Below are 24,220 nucleotides of genomic sequence, written 5' to 3'. Positions count from 1 at the left end.
TCGGGATGCGTCATGGGGGTGCTCAGGCTGCGGCGGTCGCAGCGGGCTGCTCGGTCGTCGCGTTGCGCTGGCGCAGCAGTCGGTTGGCCACGTCCAGCCAGGCCAGTGCGGAGGCTTCGATGATGTCGCGGCTGGTACCGGTGCCTTCGTACTCCACGCCGTCGTGGCGCACGCTCAGGTTGGCCTCGCCGCGCGCATCGGCGCCGATGCCCACGCTGTGCACGTGATAGCTGTCCAGCATCAGCTGTACGCCGGTGGCGGCCGACAACGCACCGAACAGCGCATCCACGGGGCCATCGCCCTGCGCGGTTTCGGCCACGCGGTTGCCGTCCGGATCGGACAGCTCCACCAGCGCATTGGCGCGGCTGCCGACGTCGCTGATCGTCATCGAGGCCAGGCGGTAGCCGTTCTGGGTGGCGCTGCCCTGCATCAGGGTCTGCAGATCGGCGTCGGTGACCACGCGTTGCTGTTCGCACAGCGCCTTGAACTGTTCAAAGACATGCTTCAGTTCTTCTTCGTACAGGCAGAAACCCAGCGCACGCAGGCGCTGTTCGACTGCCGCGCGGCCGCTGTGGCGGCCCAGCACCATCTGCGAGGACTCCCAGCCCACGTCTTCGGGGCGCATGATTTCGTAGGTACCGCGGTGGCGCAGCATGCCGTGCTGGTGGATGCCCGACTCATGCGCGAACGCGTTGGCGCCGACGATCGCCTTGTTGCGCTGGACAGGCATGCCGACCAGGCGCTGCAGCAGCTGCGAGGTGGCGACGATGCGCGGGGTGTTGATGCGGGTGTCTTCCTCGTAGAAGGCATTGCGGACCTTCAGCACCATCGCGATCTCTTCCAGCGAGCAGTTGCCGGCACGCTCGCCGATGCCGTTGATGGTGCACTCCACCTGCCGCGCACCGCCTTCGATGGCCGCCAGCGAGTTGGCCACGGCCAGGCCCAGGTCGTTGTGGCAGTGCGCGCTGAAGACGATGCGGTCGCTGTCGGGAACCCCGGCGATCACGCGCTGGAACATGCCGCGGATTTCCTCGGGCGTGGTGAAGCCCACGGTGTCGGGCAGGTTGATGGTGGTGGCACCGGCGGCCACGGCCACGCGGGCGACCTCGATCAGGAAGTCTTCTTCGGTACGCGTGGCGTCTTCGGCGGAGAATTCCACGTCATCCACGTAGCCCCGTGCCAGGCTCACGTGCTTGTGCACCGATTCCAGCACCTGCTCGCGGCTCATCCGCAGTTTGTGTTCGCGATGCAACGGACTGGTGGACAGGAACAGGTGCAGGCGCGGGTTGGCGGCCGCCTCCAGCGCCTTGGCCGAGGTCTCGATATCGGTGGTCAGGCAGCGCGACAGCACCGCCAGGGTGGTCTGGCGCAGCTCGCGGCCGATCAGCGTCATCGCTTCGCGGTCGGACTGCGAGCTGGCCGGGAAGCCGGTCTCGATGATGTCCACGCCCAGCTCGGCCAGCGCACGGGCCATCACCAGCTTCTGCGGCGGGGTCATGCTGCAGCCGGGCGATTGCTCGCCGTCGCGCAGGGTGGTGTCGAAAATTCTGATTCGGGGGGAGTTGGGCATGGTCACCAGGAGGTCTCCTCGACGGCAATGTCGGATGGGATGGCGGAGGTAGGATTCGGAGCGGTATTCGGGAGGGTCGCGAGCACGGTCGGTAGCGGTGGTCGCATGCGCTCGCTGGCGCGGCGGCGGGGTTTGCGCGGGGGGCGCGGGCGGATGTCGGCCAGCAGCTGGGCCAGCACCATCGCGTCGATGTTGCCGCCGGACACCACCGCGCACTTGCGCTTGCCGGCGACGCGACGACCGGCGGCCAGGGCCAATGCGCCGGCGCCTTCGGCGATGACGTGTTCTTCCAGTGCCAGTCGCACCAGGGTCTCGCGCAGCTCGGCTTCGCGCACGATCACCACATCGTCCAGCAGTGCGCTGCACAGCTTGCGGGTCAGGAAGCCGGGAATCTTGACCTTCACGCCGTCAGCCAGGGTCGCCACCGGCGTAATCTCGCGCAGATCGCCGCGGATCGCGCGTGCCATCGAATCGACACCTTCGACCTGTGCGCCGACGATACGCACGCCCTGCGATTTCAGCGCCAGCGCGACGCCCGATGCCAGGCCGCCGCCGCCGATCGGCACGATCACCACGTCCGGTGCGTGCGGGGCCAGTTCGATGCCCAGGGTACCTTGCCCGGCGATCACGTCCGGATCGTCGAATGCCGACAGGAAGCGATAGCCGTGCTGGTCGGCCAGGGCGCGGGCGAACGCGTAGGCCTCGTCGTAGCTGCTGCCGTGCTGGCGCACGGTGGCGCCCCAGTGGGCGACGCCGGCGATCTTGGTGGCGGGTGCGCCATGCGGCATCACCGTGATCGCCGGGATGTTCAACCGGTAGGCGGCCCATGCCACGCCCTGGGCGTGGTTGCCGGCCGAGGCACAGATCACCGGCCGGTCATCGCCGCGTTCGCGCCCGGCCAGCAGCGCGTTCAGTGCGCCGCGCACCTTGTAGGAACCGGTGCGCTGCAGGTTTTCCAGTTTCAGCCACACCCCGAACCGCTCGGCGTAATGCAGGGGCGTGGGCGGCAGGAAGCGACGCAACCGCGCCTGCGCGGCCAGCACGTCGGCGACGCTTACGTCGCCTACCTCCGGTTCCTGCGGGGTACGGCTAGCCGGCATCGCGCACCCGGCCAGGGTGATCGTCGCAGTGCGGTGCGCGCTGCGGCGGCGTCCCTTGATGGTGCCACCTCGTGCGCCCTGCACGCCCAAGAAGGCACCTCCGTACCGGCACCGATGCAACGGTGCGGGCGTTCATGCCGATACTCCAGGTTCCAGCGCGCTGATGCGCACCGACACACAGTCGTAGATTTTCTCGATCTGCCGGCACAGCGTTTCCGGCGGACGGGTGCTGTCCACCACCATCTGCAGGTGCCAGCGGCCGTTGTCGGCGGCATTGGGCGCGCCGGCGATCGCGCGCGGCGCGAAGCCGCGGCGTTCGGCCATGCCGATCACGCGCAGCAGCGCGCCCTCGGCGGGGACCAGCACCAGGTCAAGCCGGTATTGCATTGGGGAACTCCTGGGGCTGATGGGCAGGGTTGGCGTCCAGCATGGTGCTGTTGGCATTGTTGGGGGGCACCAGCGGCCACACGTTGGCCCGTGCATCGATGGCCACGTGCAGCAGCGCCGGACCCGGCTGGGCCAGCAGCGCGGCCAGGCCGCCTTCAACGTCATCACGCGCCTCGATGCGGGTAGCGGGAATGCCGAACACCTGCGCCAGTGCGGCGAAATCCGGGTTGTCGGACAGGTCGATCTCGCTGTAACGCTCGGCGAAGAACAGCTCCTGCCACTGGCGCACCATGCCCAGCGAACTGTTGTCCAGCAGCACGATCTTCACCGGCAGGCGGCACCGCGCGATGGTTGCCAGCTCCTGCACGTTCATCATGAAACTGCCATCGCCGGAGACCAGCACCACGGTGCGGTCGGGGCAGGCGAACTGCGCGCCCATCGCCGCCGGCAGGCCGAAGCCCATGGTGCCCAGCGCGCCGCTGGTCAGGTGGTTGCGCGGGTGGTTGAAGCGGCAGTGCTGGGCCACCCACATCTGATGCTGGCCCACGTCACAGGCGATGATCGCATCGCGCGGGGCAAGCTCGCTCAGTCGCTTCAGCAGCGCCGGGGCGTAGATGTGCGTGCCGGGCGCGTCGTAGCGCGCGGCGAAACGTTCGCGATGGCCGGCGCAGCGCTTGCGCCACGCGTCCTGGCTGGCCGGGATGGACGCCGCGGCGGTCAGGGCGCGCAGGGCGCTGCCGACGTTGCCGGGCACGGCGATGTCGGCACTGCGCAGCTTGGAGATCTCATACGCATCGGCATCGATGTGGATGACCCGCGCGAACGGGGCGAACTCGTTCAACTTGCCGGTGGCGCGGTCGTCGAAACGCGCGCCGATCACCACCAGCAGGTCGCTCTCCTGCACGGCCATGTTGGCCGCGCGGGTGCCGTGCATGCCCAGCATGCCCAGGTAGTGCGCATGCTGCGGCGGCAGCGCGCCCAGGCCGCGCAGGGTCAGCACGGTGGGGATGGCACTGGCCTCGACGAAGGCGCGGAAATCTTCGACCGCATCGCCCAGGGCAACACCACCACCGGCGTAGATCACCGGCTTTTCAGCGGTGGCAATCGCCGCAATGGCCTGTGCGATCGCGTCGTCCTGCGGCGCGGACGGGGGATTGACCGCTGCCGGCACATGCACGGGCAGGTGCGAGGCATCGGCGATCTGCACGTCCTTGGGCAGGTCGATCAGCACCGGCCCGGGACGACCTTCGCGCGCAATGCGGAAGGCCTCGCGGACCACGCGCGGCAGGTCATCGACGCTGCGCACCAGCCAGCTGTGCTTGACGATCGGCATGGTCAGCCCGAACACGTCCAGTTCCTGGAACGCGTCGGTGCCCAGCAGTGGGGTGGCGACCTGGCCGGTGATGCAGACCATCGGCACCGAATCGAGCATCGCATCGGCGATGCCGGTAACCAGGTTGGATGCCCCCGGGCCGGAGGTGGCGACACAGACGCCAACCTGGCCGCTGGCGCGGGCATAGCCATTGGCGGCCAGCGCCGCGCCCTGTTCGTGGCGCACCAGGATGTGCTTCAGCCCCGAATCCACCAGGGCGTCGTAGAACGGCATGATGGTGCCGCCGGGGTAGCCGAACAGCGTATGCACGCCCTCGGCTTCCAGGGCCTGCGTCAACCAGCGGGCGCCGTTGCAGGGCGCGGTGCTGTGTGCGGAGGTGTTCATGCGGTGACCTTTACGAAAGCGGGTGGGGGAGCCGCGCGGGTTACGCGGCTTGAATTTGCAACCAGACCATCTTGGCGCGCAGTTCCTTGCCTACCTTTTCGATCGGATGCTCCAGGTCGGCCTGCTTGAACTTGTTGTAGTTCGGCAGGCCCGCTTCGTACTCGGCCACCCAGTTCTTGGTGAAGGTGCCGTTCTGGATGTCGGTCAGCACGTCTTTCATGCGCGCCTTGGTGCCGGCATCGATCACCCGCGGGCCGCTGACGTAGTCGCCGTACTGCGCGGTTTCGGAGATGAATTCCAGCATGCGGGTGATGCCGCCTTCGTAGAACAGGTCCACGATCAGCTTCAGTTCGTGCAGCACTTCGTAGTAGGCGATTTCCGGCTGGTACCCGGCTTCCACCAGCGTTTCGAAACCGGCCTGCACCAGCGCCGACGCACCACCGCACAGCACCGCCTGCTCGCCGAACAGATCGGTCTCGGTCTCTTCCTTGAAGGTGGTCTGGATCAGGTTGGCGCGTGCGCCGCCCAGGCCGGCGGCGTAGGCCAGCGCGTACTCGGCCGCCTTGCCGCTCCTGTCCTGGTAGACCGCCCAGATGCACGGCACGCCCCGGCCGATCTCGTACTCACGGCGCACCAGCGCACCCGGGCCCTTCGGCGCGACCAGCACCACGTCCAGGTCGTCGCGCGGGGTGATCATGTCGAAGTGCACGTTCAAACCGTGCGCGAACAACAGCACCGCGCCCTGTTTCATGTTGGGGGCAAGTACGTCTTCGTAGAGCTTCTTCTGCACCATGTCCGGGGTCAGCACGGCGACCAGGTCGGCGTCCTTGACCGCCTCGGCCGGTGCCTTGACGGTGAAGCCGTCGGCCTGTGCCTTCACCTCGGTGGGACCGCCCGGGCGCAGCCCGACGACGACATCGAAACCGGATTCACGCAGATTCAGCGCGTGCGCGCGGCCCTGGCTGCCGTAGCCGACAACAGCGATCTTGATCTGGGGCAGGTCGTTGGTGCTCATGGGGGAAGTCCTTTGGCGAAAAGAAAAAAAAGGCCGACGGTCTCAGCGACGCGTCGGCCAGTCAGGGGAAGGGGTGGCGTGCGCAGCGCCACGGCCGCACGCCGCCGTGGGGGCGGTGGGTGTGGCGGCGGGGGCGGGCTGGCGGGTCATGGCGGAAGGCAACTCGGAAAGGGGGAGGCGGAATCGAGGGGCTCTGAAACGAAAAAACCCGCACCTGGGTGGGTGCGGGTTTCGATGGATACCTGGCAGTCTTGCTTACACGCCGGTCCGTCCCGCACCTGTTGGTTGGGTAATAAGTACGAGGACAAGAAGCGAACGGATCGACGCCCCGCCGGTGTCGGCGTGTTCGATGGATTCGCGGATGGCTGTGCGCTGCAACATGAGATCGAGAAAACCACAGCGGTTTTGATGCTGTCAACCTTTGCGCGCACATTTCCAACGGTTTCGCCTGCATCCAGCGTAGAGGCCCGCCACGCAACGATGGTTTCCGCTGAAATCGATCCGGTGAACCCGAATTCACTATTTTGCAGGTGGGTTCTGCGCGGAATCCGGCGTCGATCGGAGGCCGCCCATGACCATTGTGGGATGTCGTCGCGGGCATTTCGCCGCCACTATCGCGGGGCTACCACCTTCAGGAACCACCCCGTGTCCTCACGTCTTGCCCGCGGCCTGCTGGCCGCTGCCGTCCTGTGTGCTCTCCCGGTTGTCTCGATGGCCGCCGACAGGATCACCGGCCACACCTTCGCCACCCGCTCGGAGGTGATCGCCCCGCACGCGATGGCCGCCACCTCGCAGCCGTTGGCCACCCAGATCGCGCTGGATGTGATGAAGGGCGGCGGCTCGGCGGTGGATGCGGCGATCGCGGCCAATGCCGCGCTCGGCCTGATGGAGCCGACCGGCAATGGCGTCGGCGGCGATCTGTTCGCGATCGTGTGGGACCCAAAGACCCAGAAGCTTTACGGATACAACGGCTCGGGCCGCTCGCCGAAGTCGCTGACCCTGGCCGAGTTCCAGCGACGCGGGCTGAAGGAGATCCCGGCCACCGGCCCGCTGCCGGTGTCGGTACCGGGCGCGGTGGATGGCTGGTTCGCGCTGCACGAGCGCTTCGGCCGCAAACCGATGGCCGACAACCTGGCCCCGGCGATCCGCTACGCGCGTGAGGGCCACCCGGTGGCCGAAGTGATCGCCTATTACTGGGACCGCTCGGTGCCCAAGCTGTCCCGGTACCCCGGCTTCACCGAGCAGTTCACCGTCAATGGACATGCCCCTCGCAAGGGCGAGCTCTGGAAGAACCCGAACCTGGCCAACACCCTGGAGCAGATCGCGCGCGGTGGCCGCGATGCGTTCTACAAGGGCGATATCGCGCAGACCATCGGCAGCTACTTCAAGGCCAATGGCGGCTACCTGAGCTATGAGGACATGGCCAGCCACCACGGCGAGTGGGTCGAGCCGGTAAGCAGCAACTACCGCGGCTACGACGTGTGGGAACTGCCGCCCAACAGCCAGGGCATCGCCGCGCTGCAGATCCTCAACGTGCTGGAAGGCTACGATTTCTCGAAGATCGCCTTCGGCTCACCCGAGCATGTCCATCTGTTCGTGGAGGCCAAAAAGCTGGCCTTCGCCGATCGCGCGCGGTTCTACACCGACCCGGCATTCCAGCCGGCGCCGGTGGCGAAGCTGGTGTCCAAGGCATATGCCGCCGAGCGTCGCACGCTGATCTCGATGGACAAGGCCCTGAACGAGGTGCAGCCGGGCACGCCGAAGCAGCTGGAAGAAGGCGACACGATTTACATGACCGTCGCCGATGCGGACGGGATGATGGTGTCGCTGATCCAGTCCAACTACCGCGGCATGGGCAGCGGCATGGCGCCCCCGGGATTGGGCTTCATCCTGCAGGATCGCGGCGAGATGTTCGTACTGCGCAAGGACCATCCCAACGGCTATGCGCCGGGCAAGCGTCCGTTCCAGACCATCATCCCGGGCTTTGTCACCAAGGACGGCAAGCCGTGGATGAGCTTCGGGGTCATGGGCGGGGCAATGCAGCCGCAGGGTCACGCGCAGATCGTGATGAACATGGTCGACTTCGGGATGAACCTGCAGGAGGCCGGCGACGCACCCCGCATCCAGCACGAAGGCTCGACCGAGCCGACCGGCCAGGCTACGGCGATGAGCGATGGGGGCGAGGTGAACCTGGAAACCGGCTTCCCGTACGAGACGGTGCGCGCGCTGATGCGCAAGGGCCACCGGGTAGTGTTTGCCGATGGCCCCTACGGTGGCTATCAGGCGATCCTGCGCGATCCGGACACCGGCGTGTATTACGGCGCATCGGAAAGCCGCAAGGATGGGCAGGCCGCCGGGTATTGAGGTAGAGCCGACCGTTGGTCGGCTGCCCGGTAACGCGCAGCTGATGATCTCCGCGGTAGAGCCGCGCCATGCGTGGCTGCGCTGCCGCGATCATTGTCATGGGGGCTGATGGCTGGGGAATGTTGCTGCCGAGCATGGCTCGGCACTACCGATGCAAACGACGCCTTCAACACTCGCGACCCACCCAAGGTAGAGCCGAGCCACGCTCGGCTGCTCTCCCCAAACCACCGACCCACGCGCAACACAAGGCTACGGCGCCCGCGCGGCCTCATCCCGCGTTTCTTCCTGTGCGGCGATCTCACGCTCGATCCACGCATCCATCATCCGGCGCGCCCGCTGCGCGCGGCGCCGCTGCAGCGCGTACTCCATGTCCAGCACCCGGTACAGCGACCACATCACCGCCAACATCAGCAACGCAAACGGAAGTGCCGCGATCGTGATCATGCCCTGCAGCGCGTTCAGGCCGCCGGCCAGCAACAGCGCCCCGGCGATCAGCGCGATCGCCACGCCCCACACCATGCGCCGCGCCAGCGGCGGATCGCCGGCTTCCTCGGTGGACATCGTGGCCAGCACCAGTACCGCCGAATCGGCCGAGGTCACGAAGAAGATCATCAGCAGCACCAGCGCGATCACCGACAACACCATCGGCATCGGCAGGCTGTCGAACATCGTGAACAGCACCGTCTCATAGCCATTGCCCAGCGCCTGCGCCAGATCCACATGGCCGAAGATCTGCGACCACAATGCCGTCCCGCCAAACACCGAGAACCACAGGAAGCCCAGCACGCTCGGCGCGATCACCACGCCCAGCACGAACTCGCGGATGCTGCGCCCACGCGAGACGCGCGCGATGAACGAGCCCACGAACGGGGCCCAGGCAATCCACCACGCCCAGTAGAAGATCGTCCAGTCCGCCACCCAGGTGCTGCCCGAGAACGGCGACATGCGCAGGCTCATCGTCACCAGCGAGTTGAGGTACGACCCGATCGTGGTGGTGAACGTATCGAAGATGAAACCGGTCGGCCCCAGCACCAGCACCAGCGCCAGCAGCACAGCGGCCAGGCCCAGGTTGAAGTTGGACAACCACTTGATGCCGCGATTCACCCCGCTGGTGGTGGAGACCATGTACAGCACGAACGCCACGGCGATGATGGTCAACTGCACCGGAATCGAATCCTGGATGCCGAATACCCGGTGCAGGCCCGCCGCGATCTGGATCGTGCCGAAGCCCAACGTGGTGGCCACCCCGATTGCGGTGGCCACCACCGCCGCGACGTTCACCACCGTGCCCATCCAGCCACGATGATGCGCACCGATGATCGGCTGCAGCAGATCGCTGATCAGTCCACGGCCGTTGCGGTTGAACTGGAACCACGCCATCGCCAGGCCGATCAGCGCATAGATCGCCCACGGATGCAGGCCCCAATGGAAGAACGCATAGCGCATCGACGCGCGCGCGGCGTCCATGCTCTGCGGCGCCAAGCCTTCGGGCGGCTTGACGAAATGCGAGATCGGCTCGGCCGCGCCCCAGAACACCAGGCCGATGCCCATGCCGGCGGCGAACAGCATCGACATCCAGCTGGCGTTGGAGAAATCCGGCTCGGCGTCTTCACCCCCGATGCGCAGCGAACCGAGCCGACCGAAGGCCAGGTACAGTAGGAACGACAGCGTCATGAACACCACCAGCAGGTACAGCCAGCCGGTGCTGCGGACGATGGTCGTCAACCCGCTCTGGACGATGTCGTTGAAGGGGCCCGGCGCAAGGCCGGCGGCCAGCACCAGCAGGGCAATCAATGCGATGGAAATGCGAAACACCATGCAGGAGTTTCTCCGTACGAAAGGGGCAGGGCGAGCCACCGGGGCGACTCAGGGCGGTCGCTGCCGGTCAATGCGGAGCGCCACCGAGGCGTGCGTTTGTGTCACACCGCGCCGCAGCATTCTAGGCCATGGATCGTCATTGCCTTGTTCACGTTCAAGCCGATGCCCGCCGGGTGTCGCCGACGGCTGCGCCGATTGCGTCGCGTTGTGGTCTAATTCGCCCCGAAGCGGGGGTACCGCGGCCGAACGGCCACGGTTGAGACAGTCCCTTCGAACCTGATCCGGTTGATACCGGCGTAGGGATGCTTCGCAACTGCAACCGCATTGCGCCGTAGGGCTGCCCCGCCCGAAGACCGCCCGCGATCGATCTGCCGTGCGCCGCCGCTTCGTCCGTTCCGCCTATTCCAGTGCGGAACTCGATCCAGGACGAAGTCATGAACGCAGCGCTTTCCTCCCTGCAGCAGCAGGCCCGGCAACTCTCCGAATCGGTCACCCGTCCGATCCCCGGTTCGCGCAAGATCCACGTGCAGGGCTCGCGCAGCGACCTGCAGGTGCCGATGCGCGAGATCGTGCTGACCCGCACCCCGACCCTGTTCGGCGGTGAGGAAAATGCACCGGTCACCGTGTATGACACTTCCGGCCCCTATACCGACCCACAGGCACGCATCGATCTGTCTGTCGGCCTGCCGGCGCTGCGCGCGGCCTGGATCGCCGAGCGGGGCGATACCGAAGCGCTGCCCGGCCTGAGCTCCGCCTTCGGGCGTTCGCGCGAAGCCGACGTGCGGCTGGACGCGGTGCGCTTCCCGTCGCGGCTGCAGCCCCGTCGCGCGGTTGCCGGCGGCAACGTCACCCAGATGCACTACGCACGGCGCGGCATCATCACCCCGGAAATGGAATTCGTCGCTCTCCGCGAGAACCAGCGCCTGGAGGCGCTCCGCGACGCCGCACTGCTCAAGCAGCACCCGGGCGAATCTTTCGGCGCGTCGATCCCGACGATCATCACTCCCGCGTTCGTCCGCGACGAGATCGCCCGTGGGCGTGCCGTGCTGCCCAACAACATCAACCATCCTGAAAGCGAGCCGATGATCATCGGTCGCAACTTCCTGACCAAGATCAACGCCAACATCGGCAACAGCGCGGTGTCGTCGGGCATTGCCGAAGAAGTCGAGAAACTGGTGTGGGCGATCCGCTGCGGCGGTGACACGGTGATGGACCTGTCCACCGGCAAGCACATCCACGAAACCCGCGAGTGGATCCTGCGCAACTCCCCGGTCGCCATCGGCACCGTGCCGATCTACCAGGCGCTGGAGAAGGTCGATGGCCGCGCCGAGGAACTCACCTGGGAGATCTTCCGCGACACGCTGATCGAACAGGCCGAGCAAGGCGTGGATTACTTCACCATCCACGCCGGCGTGCTGCTGCGCTACGTACCGCTCACCGCCAAACGCGTCACCGGCATCGTGTCGCGTGGCGGCAGCATCCTGGCCAAGTGGTGCCTGGCCCACCACAAGGAGAACTTCCTCTACACGCACTTCGACGACATCTGCGAGATCATGAAGGCCTACGATGTGACCTTCTCGCTCGGCGACGGCCTGCGCCCGGGCTGCATCGCCGATGCCAACGACGCCGCGCAGTTCGGTGAACTGGAAACGCTGGGCGAATTGACGAAGATCGCCTGGAAGCACGATGTGCAGACCATGATCGAAGGCCCCGGCCATGTGCCGATGCAGCTGATCAAGGAGAACATGGACAAGCAGCTGCGCGAGTGCGGTGAGGCGCCGTTCTACACGCTGGGCCCGCTGACCACCGACATCGCCCCGGGTTACGACCACATCACCAGCGCGATCGGTGCGGCGATGATCGGCTGGTACGGCACGGCGATGCTCTGCTATGTCACCCCGAAGGAACACCTGGGGTTGCCCAACCGCCAGGACGTGCGTGACGGGATCATGGCCTACCGCATCGCCGCGCACGCCGCGGACCTGGCCAAGGGCCACCCCGGTGCACAGGTGCGCGACAACGCGCTGAGCAAGGCGCGCTTCGAGTTCCGCTGGGAAGACCAGTTCCACCTCGGCCTGGATCCGGAGAAGGCCAGGGAGTTCCATGACCAGACGCTGCCCAAGGACGCGCACAAGCTGGCCCATTTCTGCTCGATGTGTGGGCCGCACTTCTGCTCGATGAAGATCACCCAGGACGTGCGCGACTATGCCGCCGAACACGGCCTGTCCGAACAGGACGCGCTGCAGGAGGGCATGGCCGACAAGTCGGTGCAGTTCCGCGACCTCGGTGCGGAGGTCTATCGGCCGCAATGACGCGGCGGCCGGGGCGCTGAGCCAGCGCCCCGGCCTGCTCATCTCGCCTGCGCGGCTTCCGCGTTAAGCTCGGCGCCACACGGCCAGGGCGAGGGAAGACGATGGCGATAGCACGCACCACCAAATGGCTGGCCATCGCGCGCAGGCATCCTTCTGCATGGCTGCTGGCCGTGCAACTGCTGGGCGTGCTGCTGTACCCGGCCATGGACGAGGCCGGTGCCAGCCGCGCGCTGTTCGGCGCGTTCGGCATAGCCGTGCTTGGCCTGTCGTTGTGGGTGGTGCGGCGCAGCCCGCTGGGGATGTGGCTGGCGCTGGTGCTGGCGATCCCGGCGGTGGTCTTCTCCATCGCCGGTGCGCTGCTGGGCAAGCCCGCCTTGACCATCACCGCGCAGCTGCTCGAATGCCTCCTGTATTTCTACACGGCTGGCAGCCTGACCGCCTACATGCTGCAGGATCACAAAGTCACCCGCGACGAGCTGTTCGCCGCCGGTGCGACATTCACCTTGCTGGCATGGGCCTTCGCGTTCGCATTCTCGGTCTGCCAGCAGTGGTATCCGGGCAGTTTCATGGCCACCAGCGAGAGCGAACTGCGCACCTGGATGGAGCTGCTTTATCTCAGCTTCAGCTTGCTGTCCGGGGTGGGGTTGAGTGATGTGGTGCCGGTGCATCCGCAGGCACGCGCATTGGTCATGCTGGAGCAGTTTGCAGGCGTGATGTACGTAGCTTTGGTGGTATCCAGGCTGGTCGGACTGACCATGCTGCGCCGTGGACGAAACTGAATCGCAGATAAAAAATTCGCGCCCGGAGGCGCGAATACTGAAGCGATTTATGTGAATTCGTCGGCGAGAGAGGGCCTGATGTTGTCCACGCGCACAGGCGCAGTTAACCGCCATAGGCTAGTATTCGCGCGCTTCAGTTTTTTTGCGGTTTGCGCTGATGGCATGTGCGGAATCTGGCGGTTCGTTCGATCGGTGTTCGGTTGCGATGGATGCTGCGTTCCTGTTGTCCTGCATTCACTCGTACCACCGGAATGATCAGCCCCTTTAGTGAGCCAACTTCAGCCGATGTGATCAGGATCGGCGAGTGCACCGTCACGTTGTCCTCCCGCGAGGTCACGGTGCCCGGTGCGCGTCGTCCGCGACGGCTGACGCCGAAGGCATTGGGTGTGTTGAAGGCGCTGATGCGCGCGCCGGGTGCGGTGGTCACCCGTGATGAACTGTTCGCCGAGGTATGGCCGGACACGCTGCCCACCAATGACGTGCTGACCCAGGCAGTGACACAGCTGCGCAAGGCGTTCAGCAACGACGATGTCACGGGCACGCCTTACATCGAAACCATTGCCAAGACCGGCTATCGCCTGCTCGTGCCGGTGAGAGCGGTCGATGCGGCGCCGGCTGCCGAGGCGGTGACGTTCATCGAACGCGACGACACCGCAGCACTGGACGTGCCTGCCGAAGTGGCCGCGCCCGCCACGGGATCCCTCCGCAGCCGGTGGCGGCGGATGCGCCGCTACGTCCTGCTCGCGCTCGGCGTTGGCATGATGATCGCGCTGCTGGTGCTGACCGCATTGCTGCTGCAACGTCCTGCACCATCGGCCGCGTCCAGCGGCGTGCTGGAAGACGGCAGCCGCGTGATCGGCAGCCCGCAGCGACCGTACCGGCTGATTACCGCCACGGCGGGGTTTGAAACCTATCCCACGTTGTCCCCGGACGGTTCGCAGGTGGCCTACGAGGCCGACAGCAGCGCCCGCCAGGGCAGCAGCATCAAAGTGCAGACCTCCGGCAACGCCCCGGCGCGGTTGCTGGCCGAGACGCCGCAGGGGTACTCCGACCGCTTCCCCAACTGGTCGCCGAACGGTCGCGACATCGCCTTCGCCCGCTTTGGTCCCGATGCCGGCTGCGAAGTGCTGATTGCCAGCGCGACCGGCGGCGCGGTGCGCCACGTCACCCGCTGCGATGGCACCGAACTGCTCAGCTTCGACTGGACACCGGACGGGCGCGGCCTGCTGTTCGGCTCGCTGGCCGGGCGCTACGCGCACCGTGGCATCCGCATCCTGGACATCGCCAGCGGGCGCTGGACGCCACTGGACTACGAGGTGGCCGAAGACAGTTTCGACTACGCCCCGCGCTACTCGCCGGACGGGCGCTGGATCGTGTTCGTGCGCAATCCGCAGATCGGTGATCTGTGGCGGTTGCCGGCGGCGGGCGGCGTGCCGGAGCAGTTGACCGACGATTCGGCCGAGATCCGCGGGTGGGCCTGGCGCAGCGACAGCCGGCACATCGTGTTCGGGCGCCGCGTGGACAGCGAATCGCGGCTGTACGAGCTGGATATCCCGACCCGCACGCTGCGCGATGTGGGCATCGACGATGCGCAGTCGCCGGCGGTGTCGCGCAGCAGCGAAATGCTGGCCTTCGTGCACCGCAAGGCGCAGTTCGGTCTGTTCCGCGTGTCGCTCAAGGAGGGCCGGCCCGGCCACCCCGAGCGCCTGTTCGCCTCCAACGGCCGTGATGGTCAGCCGATGCTGGCCCCGGATGGCCGGCAACTGGTGTTCACCTCCGACCGCTCCGGGAACTACGGATTGTGGTGGGCCGACTTGACCCGGCCCGAATCGCTGCGCCCGGTCGATGGGTTGCGTCCGGAGACGCGCCAAGCCGCGGACTGGTCACCGGACAGCACGCATCTGCTGGTGTCCGGGCGCGATGCGCAGGCCAATCCGGTGATCTACGAGGTTTCCCCGCGCGACGAGCAGGTGGTGGCGCTGCCGGTACCCGTCGCCCAGCCACTGCAGGCTTTGTATGCGGGCGATGCCGACCACCTGCTGGTAGTCGATCGCGACCCGCACGAACGCATGCGACTGTTGTTGTTCGATCGGCGCGCCTCGCCGTGGACGCTGCTCGGCAGCATCGACGGGGTCTCGCAGGCCCGCTTCGACCCGGCCACCCAGCGCGTGTTGTTCACGCGGTTGTCGGCCGGCGGCTTGTGGTCGGCCGATGCGCGGCTCAGTGCCGACAGCATCCGGCAGCTCAGCGACGACCGGCCGACGCGCTGGCGCTATCGGACCTGGGCCGTCGCCCGCAACGGCAGCGTCGACTACCTGTCCAATCGCGCCGATTGCGCCACCCTGTTTTCGCGCATCAACGTCGGCGCGCCCAGCGTCGAGCACTGCCTGGATGCCGATCGCCTGAGTGCCGGCAACGGCTTCAGTGCGCAGGCCGATGGCAGCGCGCTGTATGTGGCGCTTGCGGTGGCCGACGGCGCCGATATCGGCGTGATGGAACTGCCCGAGGCTCCCGCACCGGTCTTCTCCACGATCTCCAACGCCTTGTTTACAAAAGGGAAATGAACTTCGTGATTCCTTCGTATCGACCTCGTGTCGAATTCGGATGAATCTCGTAGGACTTTCCTGACCGGGTCGACCTGATTTGGCAAAACGGTTGCCCAGTTACGGCAAACACGGTGTAGTCATGCGTCAGCTCTCCCTCGCCGATCGCGGTCAATCGCTTTCCCTGGACAAGATCGTCGACGACGGCCCGCTGCCCACCTGCCTGGGCGTGGCTCGGCTCGGCAGCCTGCAGACCGCCGGCGCCACCTTCACCGTATGGATGCAGCTGCGTGGCAGCGCGTGGGTGGAATCCAAGGAAGGCCGTTTCCGTCTGCGCCAGCGCGAGTGGATCGCCTTCGAGAAGGAATCGCGCCCGATGATCCAGGCCGGCCGCGATGGCCTGTGCATCGGGCTGAGCCTGACCCCGGATGCGCTGCGTGCGCTCGGCGAACTGGAAGACTGCAGCCTGTATGCCGGTCGCGGCAGCATGAGCCGCGGTGAAGTCCGCGTGGCCCTGCGGCTGTGGCGCGATGCCCTGGCCAGTGGCCAGCCGGCGCAGGCGTTGCGCCCGGTGCTGCTGCACCTGGCCTCACTGCAGCGCGCGCTGGCCACCGGAGTGCAGCGTTGCCCCGGCCGCTCGCGCCTGCGCAAGCGCCAGGTGTTCGGGCGGATGCAGCGCGCGCGCCTGTACCTGGAAGGCAACAGCCACCGCGTGGTGCGCATTGGTGAACTGGCCGAGCTAACCAACTTCTCCAGCTGGTACCTGTCCAAGACGTTCCAGAGCCTGTACGAGGAAAGCCCGCAATCGCTGTCGGCGCGCCTGCGCCTGGAGCGCGCGGCCGACCTGCTGCGTGATACCGACATGATGATCGGCGAAGTGGCCGCAGCAAGCGGATTTGACAACTGTTGCAGCTTCGCACGGGCCTTCCGGGCACGTTATGGGCAGTCTGCGTCAGGCTTCCGCGAGACCGTCGGAATGCTCCCGCCAAAGTCGGCAAAGCCTCCGGTTGCTTCGCGCAAATAATTAACTGCAACGCAATCGTAACTTTCCGAGGCGTTTTAACACGCTACTAACGTACCTCGGAGAGATAAATGAATTTTCGTACTCCCGCAGTGCGGCTGGGCCTTCTGCCCGCCGGCATTGCGCTGGCGCTGGCGCCGAGCTTTGCCTCGGCGCAGGAAGCTGCCTCCGGCACCACTGACCTCGACCGCATCTCGGTTACCGGCTCGCGCATCCGCGGCGCCAACATGGAGACGCAGCAGCCGATCCTGACGATGACCCGCGAATCCCTGGAAAAGCAGGGCTTCTCGAGCGTCGCGGACGTGCTGAACAACCTGACCTCGGCCGGCTCCCCGGCCATCTCGCGTTCGGAGTCGCTGGCTTCGGGCGAGAACGTGGGCGGCTACTACGTCGACATCCGCAACCTGGGCGCAGAGCGCACCCTGGTGCTGATGAACGGCAAGCGCCTGGGCGCCTCCACCGCCGGCCTGCAGGATCTGAGCCAGATCCCGATGTCCGCGGTTGAGCGCATCGAGATCCTGAAGGACGGTGCGTCGGCCATCTACGGTTCCGACGCCATCGCCGGCGTGGTCAACGTGATCACCCGCAAGAACGTGGAAGGCGGCGAAGCCAGCGTCTACGTTGGCCAGTACGGCAACGGCGACGGTGAAAGCCAGCAGTACTCGATGACCCTGGGTGCCAAGGGCGAGCGCGGCAGCGTGACCCTGTCGGCCGAATACTCCAAGCAGGATCCGGTGTGGGCCAAGGACCGCTGGTACAGCCGTGACGGCTCGCTGGGTCCGAACTCCACCAGTGAAGACTGGAGCCCGATCAGCCAGAACGGCAGCTGGTGCAACCCGCTGCTGTTTGATTGCTCGCGCACCTCCAAGACCGCGGTGTGGCAGACCCTGAACCAGGGCGGCAACCCGAAGAACCCGAACGACTACCACGAGCTGACCGCCGACGAGTACGCCAATTCCAACCAGCAGATGACCTTGCTGACCGGTGTCGAGCGCAAGTCGGTCTACATCAACGGCACGTACGACTTCACTGATTCGATCAGCCTGAACACCGATCTGCTCTACAACGAACGCAACACGTTCCAGCAGATCGCCGGCTACCCGTACCAGTCCAGCTCGTTCAGCACCCCGCTGTCGGCGACCAGCGCCTTCAACCCGGTTGGCCAGAACGTCGACTTCCGTCGTCGCCTGTGGGAGGTGCCGCGCACCACCGACAGCCAGCTGAAGACCCTGCGCTTCGCACCGACCATCAGCGGCTTCTTCGAAGTGGCTGACAAGAGCTTCGATTGGGACGTGGGCGCGCTGTGGAACCGCAACGAGTCGATCAAGACCAACCGCGGTGACATGAGCCTGATCGCTGCCCGTCAGGCGCTGGGCCCGTCGTTCATCGACGGCGCCGGCGCTGCCCGTTGCGGCACCGCAGCCAACCCGATCCTGGGTGACTGCCGTCCGTGGAACCCACTGCTGCCTTACGGCGTCGCAGGTCAGGGTTCGCTGGCCGACCAGGAGCTGCAGGACTTCCTGTTCCCGACCTTCACCACCCGCGGCATCACCAAGACCACCAGCTTCACCGCCAACCTGTCGGGCTCCATCGTGACCCTGCCGGCCGGTGACCTGGGCTTTGCCATGGGCGTGGAACACCGCAAGGAAGAAGGCAGCTACACGCCGGACGCCTTCGCACAGTCGGGCCAGTCCACCGGCCTGGGCCAGAAGCCGACCCGTGGTGAGTACGATCTGAACGAGGTCTACCTCGAACTGAACGTGCCGATCCTGGCGGACATGGCGTTCGCCAAGGAGCTGACCCTGAACATGGCCAGCCGCTACTCGGACTACAGCAACTTCGGCGGCACCACCAACAGCAAGTTCGGCCTGACCTGGCGTCCGATGGACGAGCTGCTGGTCCGCGCCACCTATGCTGAAGGCTTCCGCGCGCCGACCATCGCCGATCTGTACGGTGGCCTGAGCTCGAGCTTCGAGTCGTACATCGATCCGTGCGGCACCACCGCTCCGGGCAGCGTCGCCGGCAACGGCCCGTGCTCGGCCGCAGGTGTTCCGGCCGACTACGTGCAGCTGGGCCAGGGCAACAAGGCCTGCTCCACCCTGCCGTGCCAGTCCGGTGACCAGTTCGTCTCCGGTGCAAACCCGAACCTGAAGCCGGAAACCTCCAAGAGCACGACCGCCGGTCTGGTCTGGAGCCCGCGCTGGGTGCAGGGCCTGGACATCTCGCTGGATTGGTACAAGTACGAAATCAGCGACATGATCATCGCTGACAGCGTCGACCGCATCCTGCGCGACTGCTACGTGCTGGGCAACTCGGCACGCTGCGAAGGCGTGGTCCGTGCCGATGACGGTCACGTCAGCGCGATCACCTACGGCACCGCCAACCTCGGCAAGATGGAAACCGAAGGTTACGACCTGGGCATCAAGTACCGCCTGCCGGAACTGGCCATCGGTCAGTTCTCGATCGATTGGCAGACCAGCTACCTGTCCAAGTACGACGAGCAGGGCCAGAATGCCGCCGGTCAGAACATCATGATCGGTCGCGTCGGCGAAGCCGGCCTGTTCCGCGTGCGTTCCAACGTGGGCATCAACTGGGCGATGGGCGACTTCGGTGTCAACTACACCGCGCGCTACTACTCGGGCATGAAGGAAGACTGCATCGACACCGGCGAGTTCTGGTGCAATGCGCCCAACCACATGGCCAATGGCGAATCCGAGCCGCTGCGCAAGACCGGCTCCAACACCTTCCACGACCTGCAGGTTAGCTGGAAGGCGCCGTGGGATGCCACCATCGCCCTGGGCGCGAACAACGTGTTCGACCACAAGGGTCCGCTGATGTACTCGGCGCCGAACTCGAGCTTCGCCTACTACGGCGGTTTCGATATCGGTCGCTTCCTGTACATGAAGTACACCCAGCGCTTCTGATCCATCGAAGCTCTGTAGCAGTAAAAAAGGGAGGGCGGACCGCAAGGTCCGCCCTTTTCTTTTGTCCTTTTCCCCATGGAAGGGACCATCTCGTCGAGTTCCACGGGCCTAGTGGGGGGCGCATGGCGATACGCGTGCGGCCGGGCAGTCCGGTTGCCGGTTGGATCGGCCGGCGTCTCCGATCAGGTCTGTTGCGCGCGTGAGGGCCCCGTCGCGGCGCGCAGGCAGGAAGACGGGCTTTTGACTGTCGGTGGGTCGGGCGTTGGGGCCCCATGCCCTTGGAGGCGAAATAAAGGGGGAGGGGGCGGCCGCAGGCCGACGCCGGAGGACATTCGCCGGAAAGGGCATGGGGGCCCAACGCCCGATCCACCGACGGCCGCGCCTGGAAGGCTTCACAGCGCGCGTCATGCGTGCGACGCCGATGGGAGAAGCCTCTTTGTCGAGTTCATTGCGCAATGGAAGGCGCTTTGCACCGCACCGCCGCACGTGCACGCGCACGGGTCTACGTCAGCGCCGGCGGACACGCTGTATGTGCCGTTGATCGAATTCGGAAGGGCCGGACATTGGCCGGCCCACGATCAAACCTTCCAGCGCAGCCGCATCGCCACGCCGGAAGGCGGCAGGCGTCAGGCCTCGCTGGCCACCAGCCCCATCAGCGCATTGGCGTGGTCCCGCCACTGCGGCAGCTTGTGCAGCACGCCAGCGCGCTGCAGGTACTCCTCGTCCACCGGATCGCCATTGATCAGCGCCAGCGCCACGTGCACCGCACCGGTCACCCAGAAGCTGCGCGTGTTGGACTTCTGCGGCTGCAGGTGGAACGCCACCGCCTCGATGATCGGCATCGGCAGGCCCCACAGGCCCAGCAGGTAGGCGCCGGCCTCGGCATGGCCGGGGCGTTTATCGGCCGCGTCGGCCGGGGCAACGCGCTCGTTGCGCACGCCCGGCAACAGCAGCCCGATGTCGGCCAGCAGGGCGGCGGTTGCACCCAGCTCGGCGCTGGAATCGGGCAGCAGCTTGGCCGCCAGCCGCGAGGCCAGCAACGCGCGCTGCTGCAGCGAATTGCGTTCGGCACCGGACAACGCCGAGGCGGAAAACACCTCGCTGGCCAGCACCAGGTCGCGCAGGGTGGACAGGCCCAGTCGCGTTACCGCGGTGCGCAGGTCGGAAATGGTACGGCCGCTGTTGAAGAACGCCGAGTTGGACAGCTGCAGCACCTTCGCCGCAATCGCCGGGTCGGCCGACACCAGCTTGGAGACATCGGCGGTGTCGGTCTCGTCGTCATGCTCCAGCGCTTGGGTCAGGCTCAGGTACAGGTGCGGCGGCGAAGGCAGCTTTTCGATGCGGCCGATCGCGCTGCGCAGATGTGCGCTGTCGAGCAGTTCGCGCAGCTCTTCCAGGCTGGTCAGTGCTTCCAGCAGCACTTCCGGGGCCAGCGGCATCGGCAGGAAGCGGTGGGCCACCCCGATCAGGCGCGCCGGCGGCGGCCGGTTGCCCTGCTCGGCATCCACCAGCGCGATGCGGATCGTCTCCGGACGCAGCGTCCGGATCTGGCCGAGCAGCGTGGTGGCGTTGAGATCGGGCAGAGTAGGGCAGGCGATCACCGCGTCGATCGGACCGGCGGCGACGATGTTCATGGCCGCCTGGCCATCGGATGCGGTCAACGGTTGCCACTCTTCCCCAAGATCGGCAATGAAATCCATCAGCTCAGCCGACAGGCTGGCTTGGTCCCCAACAAGCAGAATACGCACGACACAGTCCCCTGGCTGACCACGGTGAAACGCACCGTGGACGGTGTGAAGACGCAATGTACCCAATCCGGCACAAATAGTGATGTGCCGCAGTTAAAAAACGTGATGTCCATCGCTTCGGCGGCGAGCGCCGAAGCGATGCGGTTCAGCCTCAGCCGTTGTTGCTGAGGTAGCGCTGGTGCGCTTCGATCAGGATCTGCTTGGCTTCGGCAGCGCCGGCCCAGCCGTCAAGCTTGACCCACTTGCCCTTTTCCAGGTCCTTGTAATGCTCGAAGAAGTGGCCGATGCGCTCCAGCCAGTGGCTGGACACCTGCCCGATGTCTTCCACATGGGCGTAGCCGCTGAAGACCTTGGAGATCGGCACGGCCAGGATCTTCTCGTCGCTGCCGGCCTCATCGCTCATCTTGAGCACGCCGACCGGACGGCAACGCACCACCGAACCGGGGATCAGCGGCAGCGGCAGCACCACCAGCACGTCGGCCGGGTCGCCGTCGCCGCACAGGGTGCTCGGCACGTAGCCGTAGTTGCACGGGTAGCGCATCGGGGTGGACAGGATGCGGTCGACGAAGATCGCGCCGGTTTCCTTGTCCACTTCGTACTTCACCGGCTCGGAATCCTTCGGGATCTCGATGATGACGTTGATTTCTTCCGGCGGGTTCTTGCCGGGCGAGACGAGTTCCAGACCCATGGGTGTACTCCGAGAGGGGGATGAAGGCGGATAGCCCCCCATTTTATGCCTTTGCCGCCCCGCGTGCAGCGGGGTGGGACCATGGCCCCGTGGAGGGTTTCCCCACGGCCCGGCGCGGCCTGCCCGGATGGGGCTGCACCCCGCGATCGGCGAGGCTGGTCCCTCCTTCTGCTGGAGTCTGGCCATGGACATGCGTCACCGGTTGCTGCTGCGAGTGTTTGCCCTGCTGCTGGCACTGCCCAGCGCCCCCCTGCTTGCCCGGCCGTTCATCGACCTGGTGGATTTCCCCCGCAACGAGGCCAACTGGGATCGCTTCTATTCCCTGGAAGCCCACCTGGCGAGCCGCTTTGACGCAGTCTGTGCCGATACCCTCTGCGAAGGCGACTACAGCAATCTGCGCGCGCTGCAACTACGCTGCTCGGTCAATGCGGCCCGTGCGCAGGTGCATGCCTGCAACTGGCTGTTCATTGCCAGCGAACTGCAGGTAGCGCCGGACACGGGCGAGGTGCGGGTGGACAACCGACGCTGGGACTGCCCTTTGCCGCTGGGCAAGGGAGTGGCGGTGGAGGCCTTCCATGCTTCCCTGGAAAGCGCCGACGCGCTGGATATCGTGCTGCCCGGTGCCGCGATGTCCATCGGCGAGGCGGTGGGCGACTGCCTCCAGCAGACCCGGCGGTCGGCGCGCGCGGCAGCGTCGGCCCGCTACGTGGACGCGCGGGATTATCCCCGCCAGGGCCAGGGTGGGGCGCGTTTACGTGCGCTTGAACAGGCGCTGGTGCGCGGCTTCGATGACATCTGCGGCGACACCTTCTGCGAAGGCGAGTACTACAACCTGCAGGCCATGCGCCTGCGCTGTTCGGTGCACGCCGCCAGCGGCCGGGTGGGGGAGTGCCGGTGGACATTCGCCGGCAGCAACATGGCGGTGGAGGCTGCCACCGGTGCGGTCACCGTGGATGCCCGCGATTGGGCCTGCCGCCTGCCGCTGGCGTCTTACACCCCCTTGCCGCTGCTGCTGGATACGCTTCACGGGCAGGACGCCATCGACACCCTTCTACCGGGGACCAGCACTACGGTGTACGAAGGGTTGACTACCTGCCTGTGAGCTGCCGTGTGATCGCCGCAGGCGCGGTAGCGGATGAGGCGGGCAGGCACGACGCATCTGCATTTGCGGGGGACCTGACGCGCCTTCCGCCCCGGCCCTGTGTCTGTCGCATGACCACCGATGCCTCCGCCCGCACCGGGATGCGGATCCGCGGACGCCCGGCGTTGCTGCGGCCGGTGCAATGCAACCGGGGCAACATGATGGCGGGACCGAAGACGTGATCCAACCTACCTGGTGCGCAGGGACCGGCAGCTGCCGGTCCCTGCGTTGTCATTACACGCCGGTCTGCTGCGCCACGGCGTCGGCATGCAGCGCTTCGCTGAGTTCATCGACGATGATCGCCCAGTCGGCATCGGACTTGAGCTGTTCGGCGAGGAACTGACGTTGCCCGTCGTTCCAATACGGTGCGTCGACCAGGGCGACCTCGGTCGGCAGCTGGTGGGCACGGATGAAGCCGGCGATCGCCTCGTCGGACGCCTCCAGCCCGAGCTGCAGGAACAGATTGCCCATGCGCGGTTCGGTGGTGATCATCATGAGGTGGTCTCCGCAAAAAAGGGGGGTCCCCATTATCGATGCAGCCGCGTGAGCGCCGCATCGCCGGAGCGGGGGCAGGGCGCCCGGCGATGCACAGGGTCGCCGCGCCGCTGGCCGCGGTGGACAGCGCGGCGACCCGGTGGCGGTCATGGTGCCGGTGGAATTTTTTCATCCGTCGCCGCTGAACCCGGGCGTGGCCCCTGCGTTGCCTGCGCAGCGAGGTGGCACTAGCATCCTCGGCACCACGGCACGGATGGCCGCATTCGGGAGGGACAGGGATGCATCGCAGACGTGCCACCGTTGTTGCATGGGCTGCCGCCGTCATCGCGTTGCTCGTTGCGCTGCTTTCGCTGGCCCCGTTCGTCGCGGCGATCACGCTCACCGGCGCGTTGGCTCCGCTGTTCGCGTATACGGCGTGGCACGGTGCCCGTCTGCCCAGTGGCGTCGGGTTGGCCCTCTGTGCGGCGGCGTTCCTCGGCAGCCCCCTGCGGTTCGAAGACCTGCCGGACCTGTTGCTGGCCATGGCCGCCCTGTGGGCAGTGGGCGGCGTCATGCTCATGGTCTGGTGGGCGGTGAAGCTGCGCCGCGCGTAGAGTGT

The 24,220-nt window shown here is 66.4% G+C and carries 17 protein-coding genes and 1 riboswitch; of the genes, 8 read left to right on the top strand and 9 right to left on the bottom strand.

Features of this window, described 5'->3' with window-relative positions; genetic code table 11:
- Positions 1 to 22: 22 nt before the first annotated feature.
- The 5 genes from AC1DR7_RS06385 to ilvC all read right to left on the bottom strand — a co-directional run bounded on the left by AC1DR7_RS06385 (position 23) and on the right by ilvC (position 5,789).
- Positions 23 to 1,570, bottom strand: coding sequence for a 2-isopropylmalate synthase (locus AC1DR7_RS06385; RefSeq protein ID WP_457318141.1), 1,548 nt, complete (start codon positions 1,568 to 1,570; stop codon positions 23 to 25).
- 2 nt (positions 1,571 to 1,572) lie between these two features.
- A complete protein-coding gene (locus AC1DR7_RS06380) occupies positions 1,573 to 2,670 on the bottom strand; it encodes a threonine dehydratase (RefSeq protein ID WP_256776491.1) in 1,098 nt (365 codons plus the stop codon).
- Between the two features lie 132 nt (positions 2,671 to 2,802).
- Positions 2,803 to 3,057 carry an ACT domain-containing protein gene (locus tag AC1DR7_RS06375; RefSeq protein WP_312237757.1) on the bottom strand — a complete coding sequence of 85 codons (255 nt, stop codon included), beginning with the start codon at positions 3,055 to 3,057 and terminating at the stop codon, positions 2,803 to 2,805.
- Positions 3,041 to 4,774 (bottom strand): acetolactate synthase 2 catalytic subunit, encoded by a 1,734-nt coding sequence (ilvG, locus tag AC1DR7_RS06370; RefSeq protein ID WP_457318143.1) that lies wholly within the window; start codon positions 4,772 to 4,774, stop codon positions 3,041 to 3,043. The genes AC1DR7_RS06375 and ilvG overlap by 17 nt, the downstream gene beginning before the upstream one ends.
- 40 nt (positions 4,775 to 4,814) lie before the next feature.
- Positions 4,815 to 5,789 (bottom strand): ketol-acid reductoisomerase, encoded by a 975-nt coding sequence (gene ilvC, locus AC1DR7_RS06365; RefSeq protein ID WP_457318144.1) that lies wholly within the window; start codon positions 5,787 to 5,789, stop codon positions 4,815 to 4,817.
- A 645-nt stretch (positions 5,790 to 6,434) separates the two neighbouring features.
- Here ilvC and ggt point away from each other — a divergent pair.
- Complete coding sequence (ggt, locus tag AC1DR7_RS06360) at positions 6,435 to 8,153, top strand: gamma-glutamyltransferase (protein WP_457318145.1); 1,719 nt, start codon at positions 6,435 to 6,437, stop codon at positions 8,151 to 8,153.
- A 249-nt stretch (positions 8,154 to 8,402) separates the two neighbouring features.
- Here the strand turns inward: ggt and AC1DR7_RS06355 are convergent, their stop codons facing one another.
- Positions 8,403 to 9,971 (bottom strand): BCCT family transporter, encoded by a 1,569-nt coding sequence (locus AC1DR7_RS06355; RefSeq protein ID WP_478051184.1) that lies wholly within the window; start codon positions 9,969 to 9,971, stop codon positions 8,403 to 8,405.
- A 219-nt stretch (positions 9,972 to 10,190) separates the two neighbouring features.
- Positions 10,191 to 10,292: riboswitch (TPP riboswitch) on the top strand.
- Between the two features lie 113 nt (positions 10,293 to 10,405).
- Here AC1DR7_RS06355 and thiC point away from each other — a divergent pair.
- From thiC to AC1DR7_RS06330, 5 genes are all read left to right on the top strand, one after another.
- On the top strand, positions 10,406 to 12,283 hold the full coding sequence (gene thiC, locus AC1DR7_RS06350) for a phosphomethylpyrimidine synthase ThiC (protein WP_457318147.1): 1,878 nt from the start codon (positions 10,406 to 10,408) through the stop codon (positions 12,281 to 12,283).
- Positions 12,284 to 12,384: 101 nt separating this feature from the next.
- A complete protein-coding gene (locus AC1DR7_RS06345; RefSeq protein ID WP_256776482.1) occupies positions 12,385 to 13,062 on the top strand; it encodes an ion channel in 678 nt (225 codons plus the stop codon).
- Between the two features lie 251 nt (positions 13,063 to 13,313).
- Positions 13,314 to 15,626 carry a winged helix-turn-helix domain-containing protein gene (locus AC1DR7_RS06340; protein ID WP_478051182.1) on the top strand — a complete coding sequence of 771 codons (2,313 nt, stop codon included), beginning with the start codon at positions 13,314 to 13,316 and terminating at the stop codon, positions 15,624 to 15,626.
- Between the two features lie 121 nt (positions 15,627 to 15,747).
- A complete protein-coding gene (locus AC1DR7_RS06335) occupies positions 15,748 to 16,629 on the top strand; it encodes a helix-turn-helix transcriptional regulator (RefSeq protein WP_256776479.1) in 882 nt (293 codons plus the stop codon).
- Positions 16,630 to 16,697: 68 nt separating this feature from the next.
- On the top strand, positions 16,698 to 19,550 hold the full coding sequence (locus tag AC1DR7_RS06330; RefSeq protein WP_457319598.1) for a TonB-dependent receptor plug domain-containing protein: 2,853 nt from the start codon (positions 16,698 to 16,700) through the stop codon (positions 19,548 to 19,550).
- 626 nt (positions 19,551 to 20,176) lie between these two features.
- On the opposite strand, the gene AC1DR7_RS06325 is transcribed toward AC1DR7_RS06330, so the two are convergent.
- Both AC1DR7_RS06325 and ppa read right to left on the bottom strand, forming a co-directional pair.
- Entirely contained in the window at positions 20,177 to 21,298 is a 1,122-nt protein-coding gene (locus AC1DR7_RS06325; RefSeq protein WP_478052729.1) for an HDOD domain-containing protein, read from the bottom strand.
- A gap of 151 nt (positions 21,299 to 21,449) precedes the next feature.
- Positions 21,450 to 21,986: an inorganic diphosphatase gene (gene ppa / locus AC1DR7_RS06320; protein ID WP_256776001.1), complete on the bottom strand. Its 537-nt coding sequence runs from the start codon at positions 21,984 to 21,986 to the stop codon at positions 21,450 to 21,452.
- Between the two features lie 184 nt (positions 21,987 to 22,170).
- Here ppa and AC1DR7_RS06315 point away from each other — a divergent pair, with 184 nt between their 5' ends.
- On the top strand, positions 22,171 to 23,088 hold the full coding sequence (locus AC1DR7_RS06315) for a hypothetical protein (protein ID WP_256776002.1): 918 nt from the start codon (positions 22,171 to 22,173) through the stop codon (positions 23,086 to 23,088).
- 273 nt (positions 23,089 to 23,361) lie between these two features.
- Here the strand turns inward: AC1DR7_RS06315 and AC1DR7_RS06310 are convergent, their stop codons facing one another.
- Positions 23,362 to 23,619 carry a DUF2789 domain-containing protein gene (locus AC1DR7_RS06310; protein WP_256776073.1) on the bottom strand — a complete coding sequence of 86 codons (258 nt, stop codon included), beginning with the start codon at positions 23,617 to 23,619 and terminating at the stop codon, positions 23,362 to 23,364.
- Between the two features lie 281 nt (positions 23,620 to 23,900).
- Here AC1DR7_RS06310 and AC1DR7_RS06305 point away from each other — a divergent pair, with 281 nt between their 5' ends.
- Positions 23,901 to 24,215: a hypothetical protein gene (locus AC1DR7_RS06305; RefSeq protein WP_457319237.1), complete on the top strand. Its 315-nt coding sequence runs from the start codon at positions 23,901 to 23,903 to the stop codon at positions 24,213 to 24,215.
- Positions 24,216 to 24,220 lie beyond the last annotated feature (5 nt).

The organism is Stenotrophomonas sp. P5_A9 (assembly GCF_056400525.1).
Note: the sequence above shows the minus strand (reverse complement) of the source record. Positions and strands in the feature narration are given on the sequence as shown.

Bases quoted from the DNA above. Each gene is read 5' to 3' on its own strand.
- AC1DR7_RS06385 (WP_457318141.1), bottom strand. From the start codon at position 1,570: ATGCCCAACTCCCCCCGAATCAGAATTTTCGACACCACCCTGCGCGAC.
- AC1DR7_RS06380 (WP_256776491.1), bottom strand. From the start codon at position 2,670: ATGCCGGCTAGCCGTACCCCGCAGGAACCGGAGGTAGGCGACGTAAGC.
- AC1DR7_RS06375 (WP_312237757.1), bottom strand. From the start codon at position 3,057: ATGCAATACCGGCTTGACCTGGTGCTGGTCCCCGCCGAGGGCGCGCTG.
- ilvG (WP_457318143.1), bottom strand. From the start codon at position 4,774: ATGAACACCTCCGCACACAGCACCGCGCCCTGCAACGGCGCCCGCTGG.
- ilvC (WP_457318144.1), bottom strand. From the start codon at position 5,789: ATGAGCACCAACGACCTGCCCCAGATCAAGATCGCTGTTGTCGGCTAC.
- AC1DR7_RS06355 (WP_478051184.1), bottom strand. From the start codon at position 9,971: ATGGTGTTTCGCATTTCCATCGCATTGATTGCCCTGCTGGTGCTGGCC.
- thiC (WP_457318147.1), top strand. From the start codon at position 10,406: ATGAACGCAGCGCTTTCCTCCCTGCAGCAGCAGGCCCGGCAACTCTCC.
- AC1DR7_RS06345 (WP_256776482.1), top strand. From the start codon at position 12,385: ATGGCGATAGCACGCACCACCAAATGGCTGGCCATCGCGCGCAGGCAT.
- AC1DR7_RS06340 (WP_478051182.1), top strand. From the start codon at position 13,314: ATGATCAGCCCCTTTAGTGAGCCAACTTCAGCCGATGTGATCAGGATC.
- AC1DR7_RS06335 (WP_256776479.1), top strand. From the start codon at position 15,748: ATGCGTCAGCTCTCCCTCGCCGATCGCGGTCAATCGCTTTCCCTGGAC.
- AC1DR7_RS06330 (WP_457319598.1), top strand. From the start codon at position 16,698: ATGAATTTTCGTACTCCCGCAGTGCGGCTGGGCCTTCTGCCCGCCGGC.
- ppa (WP_256776001.1), bottom strand. From the start codon at position 21,986: ATGGGTCTGGAACTCGTCTCGCCCGGCAAGAACCCGCCGGAAGAAATC.
- AC1DR7_RS06315 (WP_256776002.1), top strand. From the start codon at position 22,171: ATGGACATGCGTCACCGGTTGCTGCTGCGAGTGTTTGCCCTGCTGCTG.
- AC1DR7_RS06310 (WP_256776073.1), bottom strand. From the start codon at position 23,619: ATGATCACCACCGAACCGCGCATGGGCAATCTGTTCCTGCAGCTCGGG.
- AC1DR7_RS06305 (WP_457319237.1), top strand. From the start codon at position 23,901: ATGCATCGCAGACGTGCCACCGTTGTTGCATGGGCTGCCGCCGTCATC.